General features: G+C 62.2%; 20 protein-coding genes and 1 pseudogene. 12 read left to right on the forward strand and 9 right to left on the reverse strand.

Features of this window, described 5'->3' with window-relative positions:
• Positions 1–3 precede the first annotated feature (3 nt).
• Positions 4–1,092, reverse strand: a complete 1,089-nt coding sequence (locus LMTR3_RS23315) for a patatin-like phospholipase family protein (protein WP_245319977.1) — start codon at positions 1,090–1,092, stop codon at positions 4–6.
• Positions 1,093–1,377: 285 nt separating this feature from the next.
• On the opposite strand from LMTR3_RS23315, the gene LMTR3_RS23320 reads away from it, so the two are divergent.
• From LMTR3_RS23320 to tgt, 3 genes are all read left to right on the forward strand, one after another.
• On the forward strand, positions 1,378–1,617 hold the full coding sequence (locus LMTR3_RS23320; RefSeq protein WP_141686764.1) for a hypothetical protein: 240 nt from the start codon (positions 1,378–1,380) through the stop codon (positions 1,615–1,617).
• 81 nt (positions 1,618–1,698) lie between these two features.
• Entirely contained in the window at positions 1,699–2,355 is a 657-nt protein-coding gene (locus LMTR3_RS23325) for a hypothetical protein (protein WP_065747303.1), read from the forward strand.
• Between the two features lie 94 nt (positions 2,356–2,449).
• Complete coding sequence (gene tgt, locus LMTR3_RS23330) at positions 2,450–3,583, forward strand: tRNA guanosine(34) transglycosylase Tgt (protein ID WP_065747304.1); 1,134 nt, start codon at positions 2,450–2,452, stop codon at positions 3,581–3,583.
• Between the two features lie 31 nt (positions 3,584–3,614).
• Here tgt and LMTR3_RS23335 read toward each other — a convergent pair whose 3' ends face one another.
• Positions 3,615–4,844: an MFS transporter gene (locus LMTR3_RS23335; protein WP_065747305.1), complete on the reverse strand. Its 1,230-nt coding sequence runs from the start codon at positions 4,842–4,844 to the stop codon at positions 3,615–3,617.
• Positions 4,845–4,899: 55 nt separating this feature from the next.
• On the opposite strand from LMTR3_RS23335, the gene LMTR3_RS23340 reads away from it, so the two are divergent.
• Complete coding sequence (locus LMTR3_RS23340; protein WP_084029765.1) at positions 4,900–5,562, forward strand: bifunctional transcriptional activator/DNA repair enzyme AdaA; 663 nt, start codon at positions 4,900–4,902, stop codon at positions 5,560–5,562.
• Between the two features lie 232 nt (positions 5,563–5,794).
• Positions 5,795–7,024, forward strand: coding sequence for an acetyltransferase domain-containing protein (locus LMTR3_RS23345; RefSeq protein ID WP_084029766.1), 1,230 nt, complete (start codon positions 5,795–5,797; stop codon positions 7,022–7,024).
• Positions 7,025–7,385: 361 nt separating this feature from the next.
• Here LMTR3_RS23345 and LMTR3_RS23350 read toward each other — a convergent pair whose 3' ends face one another.
• Complete coding sequence (locus LMTR3_RS23350; RefSeq protein ID WP_057845369.1) at positions 7,386–7,601, reverse strand: hypothetical protein; 216 nt, start codon at positions 7,599–7,601, stop codon at positions 7,386–7,388.
• A 232-nt stretch (positions 7,602–7,833) separates the two neighbouring features.
• Here LMTR3_RS23350 and cysK point away from each other — a divergent pair, with 232 nt between their 5' ends.
• Together cysK and LMTR3_RS23360 are read left to right on the forward strand one after the other, a co-directional pair.
• Positions 7,834–8,811: a cysteine synthase A gene (cysK, locus tag LMTR3_RS23355; RefSeq protein WP_065747306.1), complete on the forward strand. Its 978-nt coding sequence runs from the start codon at positions 7,834–7,836 to the stop codon at positions 8,809–8,811.
• 2 nt (positions 8,812–8,813) lie between these two features.
• Positions 8,814–9,053 carry a BrnA antitoxin family protein gene (locus LMTR3_RS23360; RefSeq protein WP_065747307.1) on the forward strand — a complete coding sequence of 80 codons (240 nt, stop codon included), beginning with the start codon at positions 8,814–8,816 and terminating at the stop codon, positions 9,051–9,053.
• Positions 9,054–9,328: 275 nt separating this feature from the next.
• Here the strand turns inward: LMTR3_RS23360 and LMTR3_RS23365 are convergent, their stop codons facing one another.
• Positions 9,329–10,750: a caspase family protein gene (locus LMTR3_RS23365; RefSeq protein ID WP_065747308.1), complete on the reverse strand. Its 1,422-nt coding sequence runs from the start codon at positions 10,748–10,750 to the stop codon at positions 9,329–9,331.
• A 174-nt stretch (positions 10,751–10,924) separates the two neighbouring features.
• The gene (locus LMTR3_RS23370; RefSeq protein WP_065747393.1) at positions 10,925–11,800 is read right to left on the reverse strand and encodes a DMT family transporter; all 876 of its coding nucleotides are present in this window, start codon (positions 11,798–11,800) and stop codon (positions 10,925–10,927) included.
• Between the two features lie 259 nt (positions 11,801–12,059).
• Here LMTR3_RS23370 and LMTR3_RS23375 point away from each other — a divergent pair, with 259 nt between their 5' ends.
• Positions 12,060–12,458 carry a RidA family protein gene (locus LMTR3_RS23375; RefSeq protein ID WP_065747309.1) on the forward strand — a complete coding sequence of 133 codons (399 nt, stop codon included), beginning with the start codon at positions 12,060–12,062 and terminating at the stop codon, positions 12,456–12,458.
• A gap of 79 nt (positions 12,459–12,537) precedes the next feature.
• Positions 12,538–12,741 carry a hypothetical protein gene (locus LMTR3_RS23380; RefSeq protein WP_065747310.1) on the forward strand — a complete coding sequence of 68 codons (204 nt, stop codon included), beginning with the start codon at positions 12,538–12,540 and terminating at the stop codon, positions 12,739–12,741.
• Positions 12,742–12,887: 146 nt separating this feature from the next.
• On the opposite strand, the gene LMTR3_RS23385 is transcribed toward LMTR3_RS23380, so the two are convergent.
• The 4 genes from LMTR3_RS23385 to LMTR3_RS23395 all read right to left on the reverse strand — a co-directional run bounded on the left by LMTR3_RS23385 (position 12,888) and on the right by LMTR3_RS23395 (position 14,947).
• Complete coding sequence (locus LMTR3_RS23385) at positions 12,888–13,457, reverse strand: hypothetical protein (protein WP_065747311.1); 570 nt, start codon at positions 13,455–13,457, stop codon at positions 12,888–12,890.
• Positions 13,402–13,755, reverse strand: a complete 354-nt coding sequence (locus LMTR3_RS36770) for a hypothetical protein (protein ID WP_084029768.1) — start codon at positions 13,753–13,755, stop codon at positions 13,402–13,404. The genes LMTR3_RS23385 and LMTR3_RS36770 overlap by 56 nt, the downstream gene beginning before the upstream one ends.
• A 202-nt stretch (positions 13,756–13,957) precedes the next feature.
• Positions 13,958–14,557 carry a formyltransferase family protein gene (locus LMTR3_RS23390; protein WP_065747312.1) on the reverse strand — a complete coding sequence of 200 codons (600 nt, stop codon included), beginning with the start codon at positions 14,555–14,557 and terminating at the stop codon, positions 13,958–13,960.
• A 144-nt stretch (positions 14,558–14,701) separates the two neighbouring features.
• A complete protein-coding gene (locus LMTR3_RS23395; protein WP_065747313.1) occupies positions 14,702–14,947 on the reverse strand; it encodes a hypothetical protein in 246 nt (81 codons plus the stop codon).
• Between the two features lie 162 nt (positions 14,948–15,109).
• Here LMTR3_RS23395 and LMTR3_RS23400 point away from each other — a divergent pair, with 162 nt between their 5' ends.
• From LMTR3_RS23400 to LMTR3_RS23410, 3 genes and pseudogenes are all read left to right on the forward strand, one after another.
• On the forward strand, positions 15,110–15,502 hold the full coding sequence (locus LMTR3_RS23400; protein WP_065747314.1) for a hypothetical protein: 393 nt from the start codon (positions 15,110–15,112) through the stop codon (positions 15,500–15,502).
• A 281-nt stretch (positions 15,503–15,783) separates the two neighbouring features.
• A pseudogene (locus LMTR3_RS23405) lies at positions 15,784–17,541 on the forward strand (PAS domain S-box protein); the annotation flags it as partial.
• An 11-nt stretch (positions 17,542–17,552) separates the two neighbouring features.
• Positions 17,553–18,035 carry a response regulator gene (locus LMTR3_RS23410; RefSeq protein ID WP_065747316.1) on the forward strand — a complete coding sequence of 161 codons (483 nt, stop codon included), beginning with the start codon at positions 17,553–17,555 and terminating at the stop codon, positions 18,033–18,035.
• The last annotated feature ends 283 nt before the right edge of the window (positions 18,036–18,318 follow it).

Below are 18,318 nucleotides of genomic sequence, written 5' to 3' on the forward strand. Positions count from 1 at the left end.
GGCTCACGGAAGCGTCGAGGTCCAGGCCCGGCCCGATGCAGCCTTCTCATAGCCATACCGATAAAGGGCGCGCATATAGGCGGTGTCGAACCCCTCTGAGGGCGACGCGGGGTAGTCGCGCTCGATATAGGACAGATGGAAGCCCCACCGATTGCGCTTGGCGAAATCGTAGGTCGAGAAGATGACCGAGCGCGTCTGGGACTGGGTGATCGACGACAGGCTGCGTGAGGCGACATCGATCGTGCTGTTGGACACGAGCTCAAAAGTTCGCTCGAGCTTCTTGTTGACGAGGATGTAGATGTTCATCCGGCTGTTTCCGGGCAGACGTCCCTGGAAGAGCAGGGCATCCGGCAGCGTCAGGACCGGAGCGGTCACGCCGCCGTCGACATGCATCTCCTCAAAGCGCCGGCCCTGGCCCTCGGCTTCAATCAGGATCGGCGGGAAGACCAGGGGAATGCTGGCGGAGGCCGCCATCACGTCGCGAAACAGGCGCAACGCCTCGGGCGAACCGAGCGCGGCGATTTTTCCCATGTCCCAAACGACCGTGCGTTGGGTGTCGAGATCGGTCGTCACCACGAGCAGTTTTCGGCCCTTGGCATTTTCGCGTGCAACGGCGGCCAGGATCTCCGGCCCGACATAGCGGGCCACCAGCTCGCGCAGTCGCTTATTGCCGAACAGGCCGGATCCGAACAGCACGCGAATGATGCTGGGATCAGCAAGCAGGCTCTCCGCTATGCCGCTGGTGTAGACCTCCCTCAACGTGTCGTCGTATTGGGAGCCGAGAAACGCGAAAGGCGCAATCAGGCCGCCGGTGCTTACGCCTGAGACGACCGAGAAGGTCGGGCGGGTGCCGGCTGCGGTCCAGCCGTTCAACACGCCCACGCCATAGGCGCCATCGCCGCCGCCGCCGGAGAGCGCGAGATAGGTCTTGGTTGAGGAGAGGTCTTTCTCGAAACGGAATTTTGTGACGGGTTCGTCGGTGTAGCGCCGCAGGCCGTCGATATCGAGCACGCGGGAGCTAGAGGCATCCGCGGCGCTGTAGGGCGTCCGCGGCAGGGATGTGCAGGCGGCAGCCGCGAGGCTGCACAGCAAGACGGCTGACCTGAGCAGGCGTGAGGTTGCCCTCCTGATCCACCGGTCGGAGGGGAGTGATCCAGCTGGGAAAAAAGAGGGGGAGGGCATTCGTCGTCAGTCGCCGTACACGCTACTATCCGCCGCCGGCCTCATCGCCCACGGTATCCCGTCTTGCCTTTTTATAAAACTATACGGTATCGTTTTATTTAACAAGCGAAAAGCTGAGACGCGTTGGGGGGGTGGATTGACTGAATAACCCTGACATTGCACCTTTCTAGTGCCACAACCAAAAAGGTGCTTTCGATGTCGGACGTTACGATGAAGGACTTAGGCGGTGTGTTCGCTGGCAGCCTGATTCCTAGCGCTCTTTTGGAGACCTTGTTGGCTAGTGGCAGGCTTTCGCTCGCCGAAGTCCGCGAAACCGTGCAGAAGGCCCAGGATGCTGTTGGGCATCCTCCGAGCGGTGCTATGGAGGTCGAGGCCGCTACAATCTTGAACTGGATGCTCGAGATGCGCTTTGCGGCGAACAGCGTCCGCAAATAGCGCTGGCAGCATGCCTTAGCTTTCTTTTTTTGGCTGCTTAGCCTTCGTAGACTTCTTGGCCTTGTGAGGCTGTGGCTTTGTATGCAGGAACGTCTGCACAATCTTTTGAAATTCAGGGCCTTTGTTGGATCGGGTTTCGTCATGGACGCTCAAGCGGTTGAACAAGCCAAAGAAAGGCTTCGAAAGGCTGATAAGGCCCTATACGCGCTGAAAACGGCCACCTGTTACGAAGAGGCCGAAGAGGCATGGTCGGATTTCCTATTGGCCGCATCGACGATCTATTCAAAGTTAGAACAGGGTGCAAAGCAAGCAAAAGGCAAGAGCGCTCCGTGGTTTGGTAGAAAAAAGAAAGAGCGGAAGGATGACCCTCTATTGCGTTTCCTGCATCACGCCAGAAATTCAGATGAGCATGGTATCAAGCGCGTTGCTGCGCGCGGCGGCAATGCTCGCGGTATGAACGGCAAACCTCTAATGTTCAACGAATACGAAGAATGCATAATGGAATACCGCGATTCCGTCACCGGAGAACTTAAAACAACACCCGCCATTTTGCATGGCCCCTCGCTTCAAATGGTTAGGGTGCATGACGACCGCTTTGGCGATTATTGCGATCCTCCAATCCAACACCTGGGCAAGACTATTGAAGTAGAAGACAACTCTCTGATCGGGGTTGCCTCGCTGGGATTTACTTTTCTGACGAATCTCGTCGCAGAGGCGGAGACTCTTGTTCCCCGCTAGGGGCGGGTCAATTGTGTCCGGCGTGGGCCGCGGGCTGCCCGGTGCCCGCAATAGGCGGTTGATCGCCCGTCCCCGGCGCGCAATAAGCAGCGCCATGAGTCTTCCCAATCACTTCGAATTGCTCGCCACCAATGGTACTGCGCGCACCGGGCGACTGACCACGCCGCATGGCGTGGTGCAAACGCCGGCCTTTATGCCGGTCGGCACAGCGGGCGCGATGAAGGGCATGCATTGGCGCGAGGTGCGCGATGCGGGCGCCGATATCGTGCTCGGCAACACCTACCATCTGATGCTGCGGCCGGGCGCCGAGCGGATCGCGGCGCTCGGCGGCTTGCAGGCCTTCACCGGCTGGAACGGCCCGATGCTGACCGACTCCGGCGGCTTCCAGGTGATGTCGCTGTCGGACCTGCGCAAGGTGAGCGAAAAGGCCGTGACGTTTCGCTCGCATATCGACGGCGCCAAGGTCGAATTGTCGCCGGAGCGTTCGATCGAGGTGCAGCGGCTGCTCGGCGCCGACATCGCGATGCAGATGGATGAATGCGTGCGGCTGCCGGCCGAGCGCTCCGACATCGAACGCGCGATGCGGCTGTCGTTACGCTGGGCCGAGCGCAGCAAGCGGGCGTTCGAGAGCGCGCCGGAAGGTTACATGCTGTTCGGCATCGTGCAGGGCGGCGACATTCCCGAGATGCGCCATATCAATGCACGCGAACTGGTCGACATCGGCTTCCACGGCTACGCGATCGGCGGACTTGCGGTCGGCGAGCCGCAGGCGGTGATGCTGGCGATGATCGAGGAAACCGCGCCGGCGCTGCCGGTCGATCGTCCGCGCTATCTGATGGGCGTCGGCACGCCGGAGGACTTGATGGAAGCGGTGGCGCGCGGCATCGACATGTTCGATTGCGTGATGCCGACAAGGAACGGGCGGCACGGCATGGCGTTCACCCGCTTCGGCCAGATCAATCTGCGTAACGCCCGTCATGCCGACGATCCGCGTCCGCTCGACGAGGAGAGCGAGTGGCCCTCGGCGCGCAACATCTCGCGCGCTTATTTGCATCATCTGGTCAGGTCGGGAGAGACGCTTGGCGCAATGCTGCTGTCAGAGATCAACGTGGCTTATTACCAGCGTCTGATGCAGGGCATGCGCGACGCGATTACCGCCGGCACGTTCGGGACGTTCCAAGAACAAACGCGCGCCGGATGGGCGAAGGGCGACATACCACCGCGCTAGGGAGCGGACTGGCCAGGGCGCAACTCGATCTTCAAGTTGAAGTTGCTGAAGCGGGTGCGGACCTTTGGCCAAGCAGAATGATCGCTGCGGCCAGAAACTGAACCACCGCAATGAGTGCGAACGGCAATTGATAATTGGCCGTCGTGTCACGCATGGCGCCAATGATTGCAGGTGCGAATGCAAATACCCCCTGGTTGATCGCGATAATGAGCGCCACTGCGGTGCCGACATCCTCGCGCTCGAACTCCTTCTGCACGATCAATGGCGGGAGTGACGTCAGATTGCCGATGCCGAGACCGAAGAGAACGCATCCGAGCGTAAGACCGACCCATCCAGTACTGAAAATCAGCCATAGGACGCCGCCAATCTGCACGGCAAAGTTGATCGCAGCCGCTAAACGGCGATCATGCTCACCGATCCATTTCCCAACGAGGGTTCGGCCTATGATGGCACTTATCGTAGCCAGGCTGACAAGAAACCCCGCGTAGCTGATCCCAAGGTCCGGCGTCAGACGAGCAACCAGGTGAGCGAGCAGGCCGATCTGTGCGAACAGGCCAAGCGAGAAGGCGGCCGAAATCGTGATGAAGCGTGAGGTTCGAATGATCTCGGTGCGTGTCCGTCGTGGCCTTTGGCTCGGTGCTGCCCTATGCGATGCATCGCCGTCTGGCGCCAGGCCCATTTGGCCGGGCGACCTAGCCAGGAACCTGACGCAGAGATATGCAACCGTAGCCACCATGCAGCCTCCGACGAGGAGCGCTGCTGATGGGAATCCGATCGATCGTATCAGGTAGACCCATATCGGCACGAACAGCACGCCGCCGACGCTGGCGCCATTGAATGCCAGGGCGATCGCCACCGGCCGGTCGCGATCGAACCATTTTGCCACGATGGCGTTCAACGCTGCTCCGCTCGTCATGGCCCAACCAGCCCCGCTCGGGATAGTCGCGACGAACAAATGCCACGGCTCGCGTGCGCCGGACCAAAAAATCAGGCCCGTCGCCGTTGCGACCGCTCCAATGAACGTCGTTGTGGCGATCCCCAGTCGGCGATGAATCTCCGGCAGATAGGCTATGATGATTGCGCTGACCAAGAAGTGAGCCGTGACAGCCATTGAAATCTTCGAGATCGGCCAACCTCGCGATTCGTGCAGCGATTGGAGAAATACCGAAGGGCCGTAGAACCCGATGCCCCAGGCGAACACGGCGATCGCAAACGCCGACCAGGCAACTGACCATCCAAAGAAGCGGCTCGCCGCGACCATTGTCTCCGTTCTCCCGAAACATAAGATGAGCACGACGTAGCATCAGGAGCGCGGAATGGCTCGCCGCAAACGGACTCCGTCGTCGGCAAGGGCGGAGCTTGGCAATCTGGACGTCGCAGCCTGCGAGCGGGCTCGCGTCAGCCGTGATCGACGGTTCGACGGTCGGTTCTTTTCAGGCGTCAGGACAACGCGCATTTACTGCCGTCCGGTCTGTCCGGTTCGCCCCGCGAAGGCGGAGAACGTGTCCTTTTATCCATCTGCAGCGGCGGCGGAGCGCGCCGGATTTCGGCCGTGCCTACGGTGCCGGCCAGAGACGGCGCCATTCTCTCCGGCATGGAAGGGCTCATTGGCGACGGTCGAACGTGCGATGCGACTGATAGCGAGGGGCGCACTCGATCGGGCGACGGTTGAAGCGCTCGCGGCCCGTCTTGGCGTCGGGGCGCGGCATCTATCTCGATTGTTCGACAAGCATCTCGGCGCGAGCCCCGGTCAGGTTGCCAAGACGGCACGGGTGCAGCGGGCGAAGCGACTTTTGGATGATACCAAACTGCCGATGACCGAGATTGCGTCGCTGGCTGGTTTTCGCAGCCTGCGCCGCTTCAATGCGGTCTTTGCGGAGGTCTACAAGCGTCCTCCGAGCGAAATTCGGCGGAGGCAGCGGAAAAGTCTAAAAATTTCAGGGCCTACGCAGCCTAGTACCGCTGCACAGCGATTATGACAGGTTGAACCGGGGATCAAAGTAGCTCTGGCGGGTGTTTCGGATCAACGAGCAGTTCGATGCCGCGGGGGCTGCGCGGTTGCCTTTTGAATCCCTCGCGCTCGAGCGCTAACACCATCGGCGTTCACTACCTGAAGAGCCGGTGAAGCTGGCGAGCTGAGGCGCCGGCGCGGCAGCCGGACTGAAACTCCCACGCATCCTTGCCGTACTTGTGCGCTGGGAGGATCAAATCATGAATGCGAGCTTCGAAGCCGGGCAACGGGGAGGCCTGTCCTGGACCGGCCAGGCGAGGAACGGAATCGCCGGGCAGACGGCGGCGCGCACGCGCATCGATTCCGTCGACCTCGTGCGCGGCCTCGTGATGGTATTGATGGCGCTCGACCATGTGCGCGATTTCTTCGCCCCGGGTGGCTTCAACCCGCGCGACGTGACCGATCCCGCGCTGTTCATGACGCGCTGGATCACGCATTTCTGTGCACCCGCCTTCGTCCTTCTCGCAGGTGTGTCGGCATTCCTCTATGGTGAGCGCGGCCGTAGCACGCGGCAGCTCAGCCGCTTCCTGCTCACGCGCGGGATTTGGCTCGTACTGATCGAGCTCACGCTCGTCCGCCTTGCATGGACCTTCAGCTTCGATCTCAGCTACTTCTTCAGCCAGGTCATCTTCGCTATCGGCGCGTCGATGATTGCGCTCTCCGTGCTGGTCTTTCTGCCGCGCAGTGCGGTCGCGGCCATCGCGCTCGTCTTGATCGCCTCGCACAATCTACTCGATCCCATCAAGGCAGAGGCCTTTGGCCCGGCCGCGCCGATCTGGAATTTCCTGCATGAGCCGGCTCTGCTGCAGTTCGGCGCCACCGTGAAGTGGTTCGCGGTCTACCCGTTGATCCCGTGGATCGGCGTGATGGCGGCGGGCTACGCGCTCGGTCCGGTCTTCACGCTCGATCGTGCGAAGCGGACGCGCTGGCTCGTTGGATGGGGCACCGTCGCGGTGATCGGTTTCGTTCTGCTGCGGGCGAGCAATGTCTACGGCGACCCCGCGCCCTGGAGCGTTCAAGCCGGTGCAATTGCGACGTTGCTGTCCTTCATCAACTGCGAAAAATACCCGCCATCGCTGCTGTATCTGGCCATGACGATCGGGCCGACATTGCTGCTGCTTGCTGCGGTTGAGAACGCGCGCGGCCGGTTCGCGGCGTGGGTCACCACCTTCGGCCGCGTTCCATTCTTCTATTATTTGGTTCATGTTTTTGTCATCCACGCGCTCGCGGTGATCTTCGCGTGGGCGAGCGGTGCGGAGACCGCCTGGCTGTTTGGTCCATTCCCTGCCGACAAGCCGAACGGATACGGCGTCGGCCTCCTGGGCGTCTTTTCCGTCTGGCTTGCGGTTGTGGCGGCGCTGTACCCGCTTTGCAACTGGTTTGCCGGCATCAAAGAACGTCGCAGCGACTGGTGGCTATCCTACCTCTAGTACCGCTGCACGGTGATTATGACTCATTGGCTGAGCGTTTTGGGGGCCGCCTGCCAAGGGGTAGGCGCGGCCAATTTTGGCGCGAGCACTCGCTGCAAAAATCTTCACTCGCCTTCAGTTCATCCGAAACACCTGCCAGAGCTACTTTGATCCCCGGTTCAACCTGTCAGAATACCTGTGCAGCCGTACTAGTCGCATCTCGCACCGAACCGATCGGCAAGGGTAGTTTCGAGGCATCCAAAAACAACCGCGCGCCGGTTGGGCGCGCGGTGACATTGCTCCGAGATGGGCTATTTTGGTTTGACGCGTTTTCTTCACGCGAACCGGACTTCACGCCACTTCGCTTGAAAACGCTATGCCCTCAATTACAGGCGAACCGCTTGACCGAATGCTTGGTCACGAAGCCGTAACCGCAGGTGTCACAGGTCCAGAGATAGCTGATCACGTTGTCCTGCAGGTAGGCGGAGGCTTCCGCTGCCACCATCGTATCGGCACACACGGGGCAGGTCGGCAAATCGCAGCCGCGCGGATCTGGCCTAGATGCTAGGGTCGACAGGATTTCAGCAATAGCTGGCATCGTGACCTCCATGCGATCTGAACCTCAGGCCCAGCTCACGACCAAAGTATAATCAGAAATCTTTGACGATGTCGCAACACAAATGCGTTGATTTCGCGATATTTAGCGAAGTTCTTGTTTTGCAATGCAGCGAACTCTTCGTTCCGGCAATTCCGGCTTGCGCATCGATGTGGCCGCCTCCTAAGTAGGAGAGCGCCTTTTCCCCGCACATGATCGCTTTGGGAGTGTCGAGATGGATGCGTCGTCAGCCGCGAGTGCAGTGCAACGTCCGGGCCGGGGACGGGTCTTCGACTCCATCGTCGATGCGATCGGTGACACGCCGATCGTTCGTCTGCGCAAATTGCCGGAGGCGCATGGTGTTGGCGCAACCATCCTGGCCAAGCTGGAATATTTCAATCCCGCCGCGAGCGTCAAAGACCGCATTGGCGCCGCGATGGTGATCGCGATGGAAAAGGCCGGCGTGATCAACGCCGACACCGTGCTGATCGAGCCGACCTCGGGCAATACCGGCATTGCGCTGGCGTTCGTCGCGGCTTCACGCGGCTACCGGCTGAAGCTTGTGATGCCGGAATCGATGTCGATCGAGCGGCGCAAGATGCTGGCGTTCCTCGGCGCCGAGATCATCCTGACGCCCGCCGCGCAGGGCATGAAGGGCTCGATCGCAACCGCCGAGGAACTGGTGCGCACCACGCCCAACGCCGTGATGCCGCAGCAGTTCAAGAACCTCGCCAACCCCGAAATTCACCGCCGCACCACGGCGGAAGAGATCTGGAACGACACCGGCGGCAACATCGATTTCTTCGTTGCAGGCGTCGGCACCGGCGGCACCATCACCGGCGTCGGACAGGTGCTGAAACCGCGCAAGCCGTCTTTGCGGATCGTTGCCGTCGAGCCGGAGGAAAGCCCGGTGCTGGGCGGCGGCCAACATACGCCGCACAAGATCCAGGGCATCGGCGCCGGCTTCATTCCGGACATTCTGGATCGCTCTGTGATCGACGAGATCGTCAGGGTCAACGGCCCGACCGCGATCGAAATGTCGCGTGCGCTGGCGCGCATGGAGGGCATTCCCGGCGGCATCTCCTCGGGCGCCGCGATCGCGGCGGCGCTAGCGATCGGCAAGCGTCCCGAGAGTGCCGGCAAGACCATTTTGGCCGTCGTGCCGTCATTCTCCGAACGCTATTTGTCGACGGCCTTGTTTGAAGGAATTTAGCGATGGCGGACCAGCCGCGGCGGCCGAGAACCCTGAACGATGCGCGCACCGAAGCCGAGGCCGCATTCAAGCGCGCGACCGCGAAGGTGGCGCAAGCGCCGGCCAAACAAACCGCCGTTCCCGGCGTGCGCGAGCAGGTCACGCTGCGGATCGATCAAGATGTGCTGGAATGGTTTCAGGAGGGGGGTCCGGGTTGGCAGGATCGCATCAACGAGGCGCTGCGAAAGGCTGCAGGCAAATAGTTCTACTGCGTCATGGCTACTCAAACCCCTCATCCTGAGGAGCCCGCGAGAAGCGGGCGTCTCGAAGGATGTAGGCCACGAATGGGCCTCATGGTTCGAGACGCGCGGAGCCTGTCATCGGGCCGCGCTACGCGCGGACCCGGTGGCGCTCCTCACCATGAGGGGCTTATAACGGAGCACGGATAGCACGCCGTCTAGAACTCGCTTTGCGACCTTCAAAATGAAAAAGGCCCGGGATGATCCCGGGCCTTTTTTGGCAGATGGGTCGCTCGCCGTTAGCGCAGCATGCCGCCGACGACGCCGCCGATGAAGCGTCCGGCACCGGCCGGATCGGGGCCGGGGTTGCTGTACTGGCGCTGCGGCGGGGGCTGCTGCGGTTGAGGCTGCGCCTGAACGGTGCTGGGGGCGCGGCGCTTGGGGGCGGGACGCTCCTCATCGGAACTCGCAGTCGGTGCGGCCGCCACGATCTCCGTCAGCAGCGCCTTGTGCTGCAGCTTGTTGAGGTAGCCGCTCTTCGGATAGCCGCGCGCCGCTTGCCAACGCGTGATCACGGCGCGGGTCGGGGCGTCGAACTGGCCGGTGACCTTGGTATCGAAACCGAGTCCGGTCAGGCGGCGCTGCACGTCGCGGCGCTGGCCTTTGTCGAGGCCGATCTGGTCCTCGGTGGTCTGGTTGGCTTCGTCCTTGAAGGTCGCGGGATCGATACCCGTGCTCAGGTTGCGGGTTGCATCCTTTGCACCGCTCTCCAGCGACGCAATCCGCGACAGCGCCAGCGACCGGAACTGACCGTTGGGATAGTTGGTCAGATAGGCATTGAACTCTTCCGGCTTGTTGGAATCCTTGATCGAGCGCCAGAACTCCAGTTCGACGTCGGAGCCCGGCTTTGGACCTGATGCCGGCGCTGCAGCCGCCACGGCGCCAGGCGCGGGCGAGCCGTTCAGGTAAACCGCGCCGATCAGGTTGGTGTGGCCCCAGGGGAGCTGACCCTTGTTGGTCTCTTCGTTGACCTGGGCACGGACCTTGGTCATCGCCTGCTGGATCTCGACGCCGGGCTGGGTGAGGTTGGCGAGCAGGGCGCGCGTGAACGGGCTGTTGCCGCCTTCCTGGCCGTCGAGCGCGGTCTGGCCCGGGCCGGTCGCAAACGCGATCAACGTGCCTTCACCTGACTTCATTTCGGCCAGACCGGTCTGCACGTTGACGCTGCGGGTGGCGGAGTTCGACTTGATCTTGGCTGCGAACGGGTTGTCGCGGCAGGCGTCGAGGAACACCAGCTTGACCTTGGCATCGCCCATGGTCTGCTCGAGGGTGAGGTCGATATTGATCGCGGCGCCGAGTTTGACGTCCATTTCGGATTTGATGTCGGCGTCGATCGGCAACAGATAGTTGGTGCCGGAGATGGCAATGCCATGGCCGGCATAGAAGAACAGCGCGACGTCGGCGCCTTGCGCCTTCTTGCCGAAGTCGAGCAGACGTTCGGTCATCTTGTCGCGCGTGAGGTTGGACCCCTCGACCACCTCGAATCCGACATTGCGTAGCGCGGCGGCCATCGCCTTTGCGTCCACGGAAGGATTCGGAAGCGGAGCAACGTTCTTGTAGGTGCCGTTGCCGACGACGAAAGCGACGCGCCTTTCGGCTTGAGCGGTTCCGGTCGCAAAGACCATGCATATGACGGACAAAATGAGCGTTGGGTAACGCATAAGAAATCCCCCTGCAGAATCAACAAAGGCTTTGGCTGTAACGCTGGCTGGACATTACAAATATCGCCTGCTTCGCACCACAAAAAAGCAGCCAAACGGCCAAATCCGGAGCCATCCGTTACCGTCGCGACACGCGCCGTAGCGTGATCTAGATCACAGCCCGGGAAATAAACTTCAGCCTTGCACGCGCGCAGGCGAAGGATTCGGTTTCAGGTTCAACAGATTGCCGGTGAGGATCAGCGCCGCGCCGAACACGGTGAATGCATCCAGCCGTTCCGAATAGATCAGCCAGCCCGCGGCGGCGCTCAATGGAACCCGCAGAAAATCCATCGGGATCACCACGGTGGCATCCGCGTGCAGCATCGCGCGCGCCATGCAGTAGTGGGAGAACGTGCCGCAAAACGCGATCACCACCACCCAGCCCCAGAGATGGGCCGGCGGCCAGGTCCAGACGTAGAGCGCGGGGAAGAGACCGGCCGCAGACTGTATCACCAGCATCCAGAACATGATCGAGAGCGTGTGCTCGGTCCGGGTGAGCGACTTCACCATCGCCACCGAAACGCCGAACCCGACCGCGGCTGCCAGCGCAATCAACTGCCCCGGATTGATCTCGCTGGCGGCGGGTCGAACAATGACCACGACGCCGACGATTCCGAGCACGATCGCAGCGATCTTCCAGAGTGTCATGCGCTCGCCCAGAAACGCGGCGGCCAGGATTGCGGTCCAGATCGGCATAGTGAATTCGATCGCCACCACCTGACCGATCGGGATCAGCGTGAGCGCAAAGAACCAGCCGAGCTGCGCGCCATAGTGAATGAGGTTGCGCGCAACGTGCTGCGGCAGCCGCGCCGTCTTCATCATGGCAAATCCGCCCCGGGCGCGGATCAGCGGGTACAGCATCAGAAAGCCGAGGATCGAGCGCATCTCCATGAGCTGGAACACGTTGATCTCGCGCGCCGCCTCGCGCCCGGCGATCGCGATGATCAGCATCAGGGTCAGCCAGCCGGCCATCCAAAGCGCGGCCAGGGTTTTGGATTGTGTGCGGTCCATTCGCGGGGAGATCGTTGAGAGCAGGCCGGTATCGGCGAGCGCGCCACAATTTGCAACGCGCAAATGCGCGGGGGCAGCGATGCACGCCTTCGCAATTTTGCTGTGGGAGCGGCTGCCGGTTCAGTGGTAAGCACCGTCGTCATTCCGGGGCGATGCGAAGCATCGAACCCGGAATCTCGAGATTCCCCGATGCGCAATTGCGCATCTGAGGTCTGGTCCTTCGGACCATCCCGGAATGACCAAGGAGAGGAAACTACGCATGCGTATCTTGCAACCGGCCGAATGGTCGAAACCCCGCGGCTTCTCGCATGGTGTCGAGGTCGATGCTTCAGGCAAATGGGTCGTGCTGGCCGGCCAGACCGGCGGCGACGAGAAGGGCGACTATGCTCCCGACATGGCCGCGCAGGTCGGCACGGCGCTCAAGCGCATCGTCAAGCTGCTTGGCGAAGCAGGCGCCGGCCCCGAGCACATCGTGCGCCTGACCTGGTACCTGACCAGCCGCAGCGAATACGAGGCCGCAGGTCCCGGCATCGGTGCGGCCTGGAAGGAAACACTCGGGCGCAATTTCCCGCCGTCGACGCTACTCTACATCGACGGGTTGGTCGACGTCAGGGCCAAGGTCGAAATCGAAGTCACGGCCTTCGTGCCCAAGGCGTAGCCAGACATCACAACTGCCACACCGGCGCTGTCCGCTTGATCAGGCGCGCCGGAAAAAGACAAAAGGATACCGTGAGCCAATGACCACTACTCGATCGACCTCTGCAGATTTCGTGACCGCCTTCGCAACCGGCTGGCCCGAGCACCAGCCCGACATCATGGTGCTGTCGCTGACCACGCACCGCGGCGTGCAGGACTTTGCCTTCAACAAGGAGCAGGCCTTGCTGATCGCCAAGACGATCAAGGAGACCGCGGCGAAGCTCGAAAAGCCGAAGACGAGTTAAGAGCTGGGGTGAGCGACATACACACTTGTCGTCGCCCGCGAACGCGGGCGATCCAGTACGCCGCGGCCCATCCCTTCAAGCCGTGACGTCTCTGGAATACTGGATCGCCCGCTTTCCCAGGCGATGACAGTTGAAGGGGGATTAATCTACTTCGATAGCGAAATATTGGCGGCGCGGAACACGCTGTCTGCCCTCAGGGCGATGTGCTGCTTGCTGCCGGTGGTCTTCAGCGAGATGTTGGCGGCGAATCCGGCCGCTTGGGCGATCACCTGGAAACTGCCGTTAGCCCCGCGGCCCTGGATGCTGCCGCCGATATTCCGGCTGGTTTCGCTCCAGGTGCCGCTGACTTCGCCTCCGGCTGCGACCACCGCCGCTTGCAGGTTGAACCTGTAGGCGTCGCTGGCGCAGGTGAGGGCCATTTCCATGCTGGCCCCGATCACCTTGTAGGTGGAGCGGCAGCGGATCCGCTCGCTCGAACCGTCATCCAGCGTCACCGTGCCGGGACCGGACCATGTGCCGGCCATGCCGGCGAACGTGCTGGACTGTGCGTGGCTCGTGGTGGTGGCCAAGGCCGCCATTAAAAAGGCCGTCATAAAAAAAGCGACGGCTGCGAATGTCAGCCGCCGCGCTTTGGCAGAAGATTTAAAAGTCGGGGTTGCCTTACTGACGGGACGCTTCCCATCGACCGCTACATGCGACACCAGCTGAAGCCCCATTCCATTTCCCCGATCCGGAGTTGCCACTGAGTTGACCGTTCGCATATGCACCATTGATCGAGACTCGTACAAGTCCCCCGCTGCCGACGCTGCCGGAAACCGGACCGCCCGAAATCTTGCCGCCGGTGACATTCACGGTGGAGGTAGTCTGCGCATCGCAACTGCCCGTTTTTGTGACAACGGTCACCTGCCAAAGGCCGTCATAGGGATTCTGGGCGGAGGCGGGAGCGCTGGCGAAGGTGGCGGCGGAAGCAAGCAACGAAACAAAAAGCAGGTTGCGGATGCGGTTGGCGCGCATGAATCAAATCCTTGCGATGTGTGTGATGGCGCGCCTTATCTGGCCACAATGTGTCCAAACTTGGGTGCGTCGCAGCACTGAGGAATGTTCCCGCGATCTCAAACACATCAAGGTGAATCTGGTTCCGGTGGAGGAACGGAAAAATTCGCAGTTTTGTCGCGATTGCGGCGGATTACAGCGTTTTGTGGTATGATGGTAGAGATCAATGCTTGGCGTCGGTCAGGCTCGGTGCCTTGGTGGCAAATTCCTCATCCTGGGGCGTGGCCGGCAGGCTGCCGTGGGCTTTGGCGTGGTAAATGACATCGGCCAACAATTTCTGGCCAAGCGGCGCCAGCGCTCGCTCCCAGAGCTCTCGGGCGGTTTCCCCTTTTTTGACGAACACCCATTCCTGCGCGGCGATCGCGCCGGCATCCATCCGGTCGGCGAGATGGTAGATGGTACCGCCAGCGATCGGATCGCCTTCCTTGATGGTCCATTCGACTGCGGCGATGCCGCGATGCCGAGGCAGCAGCGAGGGGTGATAACCAATGCCGCCGAGTTTGGCCGTGGCCAGCGCCTCCCTGGTGACGCGGGCATGGCTGTGTGCAGTGACGATCAGGTCGGTCGCTGCTGCGATTTCGGAGGCGATCACGCGCTTCGGATCGGCCTGCACCACGACGTCAACCCCGGCGGCCCGCGCCGCGGCGGCAAGCCGGTCCTCGCCGTCGTGAACGACGACGCGAACGATTTCGACCCCATGTTGGCGTAGGGTATTGAATGTCGTCACGCCAAAATGGCGGGAACCGACCAGGGTAATCCGCATGTGTTCCGTCCGTCGTTTATCAGGCCGATATGCCGATAGCACACCACGCCGGCCTGTCTCGATGCTCGCCAACAGGGGCGTGGGTTATCAACAGGGCGGGCCGGCAGAGCAGGGGCGGAGCGGCGGGTGCCTAATTCTGTTCCGTCACCATGAAAGGATTCGCAGTTCTGGCCTGGAATAGGGCGAGGCCGGTGATCGGACCGGCTCGGGCTGTTGTTCCGCCACCCTCTGCAGGCATGCCCGCAAGTCGGCGCTGCACAGCTTCATCTGGTTGCGCAGCTCGCGCCGGGCGAAGGTGGTGAGGGAGGGATCGCCGAGCTGCTGCCAGGCAGCGCGCAGCCATTGCTGCAGGGCGCGGATATCGGAATCGAGCACTTCGGGCTGGTTCATGCCGCCGGAATCTCAAAACGTGATCGCGCCTTGATTAGGACTGATTCTCCCGCCGACGCCTACTCCGTATCAGGGCGGGCAGCACGAAGATGGGCTCGCCTGGAAGCTGGGGAACACGCGTCCTACATGTTCGTTGAGTAGGAGCCTCCTGGAGAGACCTCGATGTCCCGCAATCCGGCGCTTGTTCTCTTCGCGGCGCTCAGCCTGATCGTTCCCGTAAAGGCATTCGCACAACTGACGCCGCCAGCCGGCTCGGCGGGCGCCGGCAATTCGCCGATATCGGGCGTGCCGTTCGGACCGGCGAACCCCAGGGCGCTCTCCGATCCCAGCGGCATCGGCAATGCCGCGAGCGTGCCACCGCTCCGCCCCAACCCCCCGCCGCCGGCCGTCTCCTACGGCTCAGTTGATCCGCCGCGCGCACGTGTCGTGACGCCGCCATATCCAACCGCCTCGCAGCGGATCATCAGTGCGCGCAAGGCCCCGCGTAAGTCGCCGGTTCGGCCGCGGGGGCGGCCGGAGGTGAGCAGGTTCACCGGGATCTGCCGCGGGTGCTAGCGATCAAATCGCGATCCATCCTGCGGGAAACGAAGCGCCGGAAGACCGACGTTTCCGCGCCCGGCCACAGCTAGGAACAAATTTTCTCCTGCCGGATTTGTCCAAGGTCAAGCGCTCAGCGGTCGTGCGTGCTGGTCCCTGCATGTGCCGACACCGAGTATCGTGTAACGCAAAATTGCCCTTCGGCAGGGATGGCGGGAATGAACATCCAGCGACGGACGGCCAAGACTTTCTCCCAGCCAGGCCGGTCCGCCTTCCTGGACGTGCCTCATCTGCCTCGCGATGAATGGCGGCAGGCGCACGAAGACAGGCTGGCTGTCACCTACGAGCATGTCGGCGTCGGCATCATCGAGATCGATGAGGCTGGGCGGATGCTGCGCGTCAATCAGAAGGCCTGCGATCTGGTGGGACGAGAAGCGGCCGACTTGCTCGGCCGCTCCATCTTTGACGAGACCTCGCCACAGGACGTCGCGCAGGATCTCGCGCAGTTCAGACGACAGGTCGCGGGCGAAATCGATCGCTATACCATCGAAAAGCGTCTCGCGCGCAAGGACGGGTCATACTTCTGGGCGGAGGTCACGTCCTCAAGCGTTTGCGATGCGTTGGGAAATTTCCTCTACGCGGTGCGTGCTCAGCATGACATCAGCGCCCGCAAGCAAGCCGAACAGGCGCGGTGCGCCGCCGAAGACCGTGCGCAGCAACTCGCTTCGATCGTGGATTCCTCCGACGACGCGATCATCAGCAAGGATCTCGACGGGATCATCAGGACCTGGAATTCAGGCGCCGAGCGGCTGTTCGGCTATACCGCCGCCGAGGTCCTCGGCGAGCCCGTGACCATTCTTTTTCCGCCAGGACGCGAAAACGAGGAGCCCGGGATTCTCGCACGCATACGGCGAGGCGAGCGCATCCACCATTACGAAACGGTTCGCCGGCGGAAGGACGGGAGCCTTGTGGACATCTCGCTGACCGTCTCGCCCGTGCGCGACCGCGCGGGGGGCATCGTCGGCGCGTCGAAGATCGCCCGCGACATCACCGATCGCAAGCAAGCCGAACGCAAGCTGCGGGAGAGCGAGCAGCGTCTTTCGGAATTGCTCGCGGCGATTCCCGCCGCGGTCTACACGACCGACGCGCAAGGGAAAATTACGTATTTCAATCCGGCCGCAGTCGAATTCTCGGGGCGGACGCCCGCGCTCGGCAGCGACGAATGGTGTGTCACGTGGAAGCTGTTCAACCCCGACGGTACGCCGCTTCCGCACGACCAGTGCCCGATGGCGGTTGCGCTGAAGGAAGGACGCGTCGTGCGCGGCGCCGAAGCAGTTGCGGAACGGCCGGACGGGACGCGGGTGCCGTTCATTCCGTTCCCGACGCCGCTGCGGGACACTTCCGGCCAGATCACCGGCGCCATCAACATGCTGGTTGATATCAGCGAGCGACGGCAAGCGGAAACCCAGCAACGGCTTTTGCTCGACGAACTCAATCATCGCACCAAGAACAACATGCAGATGCTGCAGTCGCTGCTTTTCTCGGCGGCAAGGACCGCACCGAGCGAGGAGGCGCGCAAAGTCCTGAAGGAAGCCAGCGCACGGATCGCGGCCATGGCGGCGGCGCAGCGTGTGCTGTACGGCCGAAGCGATGCCACCTGCTTCGCTGCGGAGGAATTTCTTCCGGCGGTTTGTCAAACCGTTCGGCAGTTGCTGCCGCCGGATGCACGAATTGAGTGTGGCGCGGCGCGCGGCGCGCTTTCCAACGACATAGCGATGCCGCTGGCATTGATATTGAACGAGCTGCTGACAAACGCCGTGAAGCACGGCACCAGGGACTATGCGAGGCAGGCCGTTCGCGTCAGCCTGACCAGCCAGGACGGACGTCTGGCGCTCTGCGTCGAGGACGACGGCGAGGGGTTCGACCTGGAGGCAGTGCGTAAGAACTCGTCCGGGCTCCGGCTCGTACTCGGCCTCGCACGCCAGCTCCATGGAACGCTTCACGTCACGAAAAGCCCTTCGCGGGCGTGCCTCGATTTTCCTGCTGCCAAGAGTTAGGCCGGCGATCGATGACGACGCCTCATCAGAACGCAGGGGATATTGCGTTGCCATCCGATCCGGACCGGAATTCGTCGCCACCTGCTGAAGAGACCCGGCCCATGGAAGGGAAGCAGGGCCCGCTGCGGGTTCTTGTCGTCGAGGATGATTTCCTGATCGCCATGCAATCCGAAGTCGCGCTGACGGCTGCCGGCTTTGAAGTTGTCGGTCCGGCCACGACCGCCGAGGAAGCGGTCGCGCTCGCCAGCGAGGCCCAACCGACTCTCGCTGTGATGGATATTCGCCTGGCCAGCACCCGCGACGGTATCGACGCCGCACGGCAACTCTATCAGGACTTCGCCATTCGCTGCATCTTTGCAACCGCACACGACGATGTGCACACGCGCGGGCGCGCCGAGCCCTACGCTCCGCTCGGCTGGCTGCCGAAGCCGTACACCATGGCGTCGCTGATATCGGTGGTCGTCGAGGCTCTCGCACAGTTGCGCCGGCCGTAGCGGATGCGTCGGCCGTCTAACCGGAACTATGGAACTTTTCGGTCCGAGCAATTGCAGAGAAGGTGGATCGACCGTGCTCACGGCTCACCGGTCCGGCGCCAAGGACCGCCGTCGGACAAGAGATCGACGCGGGCGGCCGACGTTTGACAAATGCGCCTGAGGCGCCGCGGCGCCTCAGGCGACGTTTTGCTTTCTCCGCGGCGCTAGTCGGTGCGGTAGGCATCCAGCGCGTGGGCGGCGAAGATCCCTACGCTAATCAGGGCAAGAATCCCTGCTGACAGCT

Origin of the sequence: Bradyrhizobium sp. LMTR 3, assembly GCF_001693485.1 — a bacterium.
Taxonomy (GTDB): Bacteria; Pseudomonadota; Alphaproteobacteria; order Rhizobiales; family Xanthobacteraceae; genus Bradyrhizobium.

Excerpts from the sequence above, each read along its gene's own strand:
- tgt (WP_065747304.1), top strand. The coding sequence starts at position 2,450 with ATGAGTCTTCCCAATCACTTCGAATTGCTCGCCACCAATGGTACTGCG.
- LMTR3_RS23340 (WP_084029765.1), top strand. The coding sequence starts at position 4,900 with ATGGCTCGCCGCAAACGGACTCCGTCGTCGGCAAGGGCGGAGCTTGGC.
- LMTR3_RS36770 (WP_084029768.1), bottom strand. The coding sequence starts at position 13,755 with ATGCGCGCCAACCGCATCCGCAACCTGCTTTTTGTTTCGTTGCTTGCT.
- LMTR3_RS23350 (WP_057845369.1), bottom strand. The coding sequence starts at position 7,601 with ATGCCAGCTATTGCTGAAATCCTGTCGACCCTAGCATCTAGGCCAGAT.
- LMTR3_RS23320 (WP_141686764.1), top strand. The coding sequence starts at position 1,378 with ATGTCGGACGTTACGATGAAGGACTTAGGCGGTGTGTTCGCTGGCAGC.
- LMTR3_RS23345 (WP_084029766.1), top strand. The coding sequence starts at position 5,795 with ATGAATGCGAGCTTCGAAGCCGGGCAACGGGGAGGCCTGTCCTGGACC.
- LMTR3_RS23400 (WP_065747314.1), top strand. The coding sequence starts at position 15,110 with ATGTCCCGCAATCCGGCGCTTGTTCTCTTCGCGGCGCTCAGCCTGATC.
- LMTR3_RS23380 (WP_065747310.1), top strand. The coding sequence starts at position 12,538 with ATGACCACTACTCGATCGACCTCTGCAGATTTCGTGACCGCCTTCGCA.
- LMTR3_RS23410 (WP_065747316.1), top strand. The coding sequence starts at position 17,553 with ATGACGACGCCTCATCAGAACGCAGGGGATATTGCGTTGCCATCCGAT.
- LMTR3_RS23335 (WP_065747305.1), bottom strand. The coding sequence starts at position 4,844 with ATGGTCGCGGCGAGCCGCTTCTTTGGATGGTCAGTTGCCTGGTCGGCG.
- LMTR3_RS23395 (WP_065747313.1), bottom strand. The coding sequence starts at position 14,947 with ATGAACCAGCCCGAAGTGCTCGATTCCGATATCCGCGCCCTGCAGCAA.
- LMTR3_RS23365 (WP_065747308.1), bottom strand. The coding sequence starts at position 10,750 with ATGCGTTACCCAACGCTCATTTTGTCCGTCATATGCATGGTCTTTGCG.
- LMTR3_RS23390 (WP_065747312.1), bottom strand. The coding sequence starts at position 14,557 with ATGCGGATTACCCTGGTCGGTTCCCGCCATTTTGGCGTGACGACATTC.
- cysK (WP_065747306.1), top strand. The coding sequence starts at position 7,834 with ATGGATGCGTCGTCAGCCGCGAGTGCAGTGCAACGTCCGGGCCGGGGA.
- LMTR3_RS23385 (WP_065747311.1), bottom strand. The coding sequence starts at position 13,457 with ATGGGGCTTCAGCTGGTGTCGCATGTAGCGGTCGATGGGAAGCGTCCC.
- LMTR3_RS23360 (WP_065747307.1), top strand. The coding sequence starts at position 8,814 with ATGGCGGACCAGCCGCGGCGGCCGAGAACCCTGAACGATGCGCGCACC.
- LMTR3_RS23325 (WP_065747303.1), top strand. The coding sequence starts at position 1,699 with ATGCAGGAACGTCTGCACAATCTTTTGAAATTCAGGGCCTTTGTTGGA.
- LMTR3_RS23370 (WP_065747393.1), bottom strand. The coding sequence starts at position 11,800 with ATGGACCGCACACAATCCAAAACCCTGGCCGCGCTTTGGATGGCCGGC.
- LMTR3_RS23375 (WP_065747309.1), top strand. The coding sequence starts at position 12,060 with ATGCGTATCTTGCAACCGGCCGAATGGTCGAAACCCCGCGGCTTCTCG.